Annotated in this window: 5 protein-coding genes and 1 pseudogene; all 6 read left to right on the top strand. The window is 68.6% G+C overall.

All coding sequences use genetic code 11. The features are described 5' to 3' along the window. Nucleotides 1–102: 102 nt before the first annotated feature. A complete protein-coding gene (locus ACWEKM_RS45830; protein WP_451627250.1) occupies nt 103–384 on the top strand; it encodes a hypothetical protein in 282 nt (93 codons plus the stop codon). Nucleotides 385–562: 178 nt separating this feature from the next. Further along, on the top strand, nt 563–898 hold the full coding sequence (locus tag ACWEKM_RS45835) for a hypothetical protein (RefSeq protein WP_451627251.1): 336 nt from the start codon (nt 563–565) through the stop codon (nt 896–898). Nucleotides 899–942: 44 nt separating this feature from the next. Beyond that, a complete protein-coding gene (locus ACWEKM_RS45840) occupies nt 943–1,548 on the top strand; it encodes a DUF4326 domain-containing protein (RefSeq protein WP_451627252.1) in 606 nt (201 codons plus the stop codon). Continuing rightward, nucleotides 1,545–2,066 (top strand): hypothetical protein, encoded by a 522-nt coding sequence (locus ACWEKM_RS45845; RefSeq protein ID WP_451627253.1) that lies wholly within the window; start codon nt 1,545–1,547, stop codon nt 2,064–2,066. Before ACWEKM_RS45840 ends, ACWEKM_RS45845 begins: the two co-directional genes overlap by 4 nt. A 411-nt stretch (nt 2,067–2,477) precedes the next feature. Then, nucleotides 2,478–2,759, top strand: a pseudogene (locus ACWEKM_RS45850) (integrase core domain-containing protein); the annotation flags it as partial. A 599-nt stretch (nt 2,760–3,358) separates the two neighbouring features. Further along, complete coding sequence (locus tag ACWEKM_RS45855; RefSeq protein ID WP_451627254.1) at nt 3,359–4,525, top strand: hypothetical protein; 1,167 nt, start codon at nt 3,359–3,361, stop codon at nt 4,523–4,525. Nucleotides 4,526–4,678 lie beyond the last annotated feature (153 nt).

Raw genomic sequence — 4,678 nt, forward strand, 5'->3', positions numbered from 1 at the left:
GCGGTGAGAGCCGCACGCCGGGTGCGGCGAGCGGCCTGGGGAAACGGGTCGGCGGCAACGCCGAAACCGCGCCCCAGGCCGACTCAACACCAGTAAGGGGCCGTGCCGGACCGTGTCCTCGCGTGGCAAGACGCCCTTGCACAGGAGGCCACCCCGAGCGTCCTGCTCGCGGAGGGCTTCACCGCCGTGTACGACTCCATCCCGACAGGAGCCACCGTGTCCTCCAGCTCCTTGCCCGCCATCCGCTTCGCGGTCATCACTGACCCGACCCGGCGGCACGCCTTCTTCTGGGCGTCGGCCGCCGCCGACTTCGACCGCATGCTCGCTGCCTACGCCGCCGACGACGAACTGACCGCAGAACCCTTCGAGTTCACCGAACCGTAGATCGTCAACGAGACACGGCAGTGGCTCGCCGACCAGCGGCGCGAGCACGACCGCCCGGGGATGGTCATGGTCGGCTCGGTCGAGAACGGCCAGTGGGTCAACTGGAACCTCGACATGGTCCCCCGCCCGCCGGTCCCCTCCTACTGACCCTCCGCCCGCCCCGACCTGGGAGAAGAACATGCCGACGTACGAAGAGGTAGAGGCCCTGGCCGCCCGGCTGCGGTTCGACCTGGAGAGCGCCGGGTTCGCGGTGCAGCCGCCCGAGCAGGAGAACCCCGCCGAGGGCGGTCTGCTGATCGACCTCGACCGGGACCGGGTGCACGTGGCCTGGACGACCCATGAGCGGCTCGGCGACGCAGCCCTCGACGCCCCGGAGACCGGCGCCGCGGACCGGCACCAGATGGTCCGCGCGGCCATGCACCTCGCGCTCGCCTCGATCCTGACCGTCTTCGGCTACCCCACCCTCACCAAGGGCGTCGGTTTCGGCTACGCCATCCTGCCCGACGCCCGCTGACCCCCGTCGCCCACACCAACCTGACCAGCAGAAAGGACCGCACCGTGCGGACCACCACCCGTATCCAGCGTGAACGCACCAGGGGCTGGCGCAAGCCCGAGAGGTGCATGATCGTGGACCGGACCAGTGTCTTCGGCAACCCGTTCACCATCGGACAGCTGATGGACATCGGCTACAAGGAGCCGGAGGCCCGGCAGACCGCCATCGCCGAGTTCCGGCCGTGGCTGCGCGGCAGCCGCGCCAACTGGCAGTCGGACGAGGGCGACCGGCGCCGGGAGAAGATCCTGGCCCGGCTGCCGGAGCTGCACGGCACGGACCTGGCCTGCCCGTGCGCGCCCGGCGAGCCGTGCCACGGCGACGTGCTGCTGGAGTGGGGCGCGCTGTCGGTGCTCGCCCTGGAGGTGCGCATCGCCTCGACCCGGGCCCGCGTCGACCGGCAGCGCGTCTTCCTGAACATGAAGCCGCTGCACGACCCCGACGCCCTGGCCGCCGTCCTCACACGGGATGTGACCACCGACTGCCTGGTCGACTTCGACTCCGGTGACGGCATCCCCCAGCGCTGCGACAACCGTACCTGGAACGGCTACCTGAAGCGGCAGCGGCTGCACGAGGACGCGGTGAGGGTCCGGCTGGTGGAGGTCTTCGCGTGAGCGATGTGTGGTCCAACGTCATCACCGGGCTCGCCGCGCTCGGCGGCGTCGCGGTGGCCAGCCTCACCCAGCACTGGACCGACCGGCGTGCTCGCCGGGAGCGGCACAAGGAGCGGGTCGGCGACCTGAGCGGCGAGTTCATTGATGCGGTGCTGCACTACCGCGAGACGTACTGGCTGTCGGTCGCGGGCCTCCGGCACGGAGAGACGGAGCCCGGTGACGTCCGCGCCGACCGGTACCGGGCCCGCTCCGCGGTCACCAAGGCGCGCGGACGCCTGCGCCTGGTCACCTCCCATCCCGGCCTCCTGGCCGCCGCCGACGCCGCCGCATGGTCGGCGATCGAGCTGGCCGACATACCGCTCGGCCCCGTCGTGGACGGCGTCTTCACCGCCGACGTCGAAGCGGCGCTCACCGCCGGACGCGAACGCACCCGGACCACCCACACCGCGTTCGAGAACGTCGCGGCCGCGTACGTCCAAGACGGCTCCGGAATCACGCAGCGGCGGGAGAGCCGGTGATGGGCGGGCCGTCCGCGCCGGACGAACTGCCCTGTCTGGATGAGGCGGAGACGCATGCGGAGGTCGTCCACCGCATCTTCCGCGACCGCCGGGCCGCCCCGCCGGCGCGGGAGCTGTTGCTCGCCGTGGCGTACGCGCTGTTCGTCGCCCCCGGCGATCCCGGGCGGGTGCTGTCCACCGCCGCCCGGACGCTGGGCCGGGACTCGGCCACGAACCGCCCGCGGTTCAACAAGCTGGTGGCCGCCGACGCCCCGCGCTACGAACCGCCCCGCGCGGCGGGCGACTGGGGCCCGGGCCAGGCACCGGGCTGCCAGGCTCCGCGCCTGCGCCCGTACGAATACCGGCCGCACCGATCCGCCACAAGCGGGGACGAGCAGGCCGCGGTGCCGCTGCGGCGCCCGCCCGATCGTCGAGCACCTGGACGCGGACGGCATCGCGGCGAGTATTGGATCAGTCGGAGATGCGTACGACAACGCCCTGATGGAGTCAACGATCGGCCTGTACAAGACCGAGTTGATCAAACCCCAGCGTCCTTGGAGGTCGCTCTCCCAGATCGAGTTGGCCACCGCCGAGTGGATCGACTGGTACAACCACCGCAGGCTCCACGGTGAGATAGGCCACGTTCCGCCCGTCGAGTACGAAGCCAATCACTACATGGAATTCACGAAACCCCAGGTCACAACCACTATCTGAGATCTCTACCGAACCCGGGGCGGTTCAGCTCGGGCCGGCCCCTGCGGGGTGTCCAGACCTTCCGGGCACCGACTGCCAGGACGGAGGAGCCGACCGCGAGTGTGCCCAGGGGGCCGGCGTGTTCGGACTCGAAGCCGCAAGGCCTACGGCTTCCGCAACCGAGCCAACCAACGAATGCGATCACACTGCGCAACCACCCGCCGGGCACACGGCAAGCTGACCACCCATCACTTGTCGAGGCCTCATACCAACGAGACCAGTGATCGCCCGTCACGCCAGATGCGGGTGCAGTACTTACGCCGTTGTAACACCCGCGGTCATAAGCTCGGCGCATTGACCGTCGGCAACTCATTGGAGCGCGACGGACATGGCGGATGCGAATGTGTCAGCACCGGCTGGGGGTTGGCGCAGACGCATTATGCATCGCAGCCGAGTGTGATATCTGGGGAGCCGGGCACACCCGGCATTTCCACGAAGCTCGATCGGCACACTTTCTCCAGAAGAATATCAAGTCAACTTCTGCTTGAAAGTACAGAAAGCCGTTATTTTGATCCACCGCCGATGACACGTCGGTGTCCAATGTTGAGGGAACAGATGCTATGGCCAAGATCGATCGTCGAACCATTCTCCTCGGGGGCGCCGCAACGGCCGCGTTGGCGGCGACGTCCACCATCGTCATGCCTGGCTGGGCATCGGCAACTGCCCCAATCGGCCCCCGCACACCGATAGAACCTGCCGAGTTCGACTCACCGGTGTGGCGCGATCTGCCGCTGCTGGATCGTCAATTCTTCACGGGACTGAGCCAGGTCTTCGCCACGTTCTGCAAGCACGCGCGAACGATCTGGGGCGATTACCGTCCTGACCGAACCCAGATGGTCTGTCCGTACTGGCCAGGCGGCGATGCTTCGCCCGACTACGCCTACGTGCTCAATTCGCGGCAACCCACATCGACGGGCGATGCCCAGCCCGTGAACCTGCCCGGCGCGTTGGGACTCGGCGCGGTGTACCGCATTACCCGAGGCGCGGGAATGGACGCCGCAAAGTCGCCGAGCGGCACTGTCTCGTCCGCCGACATCGCTGGCGTACCGACCCTGCTCATCGGGTTCACCACTTCCCAGCCGGGCATGCTGGTCTTCAGCGAGTGGCTCGCCACCCGTGTCATGGTCCATGAGGCGTTTCACCAGTACCAATCGACGTGGAAGCCCTTCCCCGGGCCGGCCGAGCAACCGAACCCGACGGATTACCCCCGGGACACCGAGAACGCGGCATTGGCGCTCCTTGAGGACGCGGTGCTCAATTGGCCGCCGGATCAGCCTCCCTTGACCGCGGCCAAGGCGCTGCGAACCTACCTGGCAATCCGTGCCACCCGCCAGGACAGACTGCCGGAGGTTGCCTGGCGTGACGGGTTCTACCAGCGGGGCGAAGGCACGGCCCGGTTCGCCGAAGACCGGTACGTGCGGTTGAGTGGCCAACAGCTTGCCGACAGGTCCAGAGACCTCACCACGGGCCCCGCACTGCTGGTATGGCTCGGCAGGACGCGCGGGTACCCGGTCGGCGCGTCGTGCGGCGAACTGCTTGAGTCCGTGGACGGGCCGCGGTGGCGCACCCGAATGTCACAAGGAGACTGTCCGGCGGACGTCGCCGCCAGGGTGATAGGCGTGCCGACCGCGGACCACCGCGATCGGTTGGTCGCTGAGGCGAAGGAGGCCCTCGACTACGCGAAGCTGCTCGACATGGTTCGACGAGCCGACCTGCCGGACGCATGAGGCCGTAGAACGGCAAGGGTGCAGCTCTTCATGAGCGAGGTCGTTCGGGCCGTCAGTCAGTGAGCCTCCGCCAAGTTCGTTTCCGCAGTTCAGTGGGGCTGGTGTGATGCGCGGGTGAGGTCCTCGCGCTGGCAGGTGGCGTGATCGTCGGGG

It is taken from the genome of Streptomyces sp. NPDC004752, from assembly GCF_053601275.1.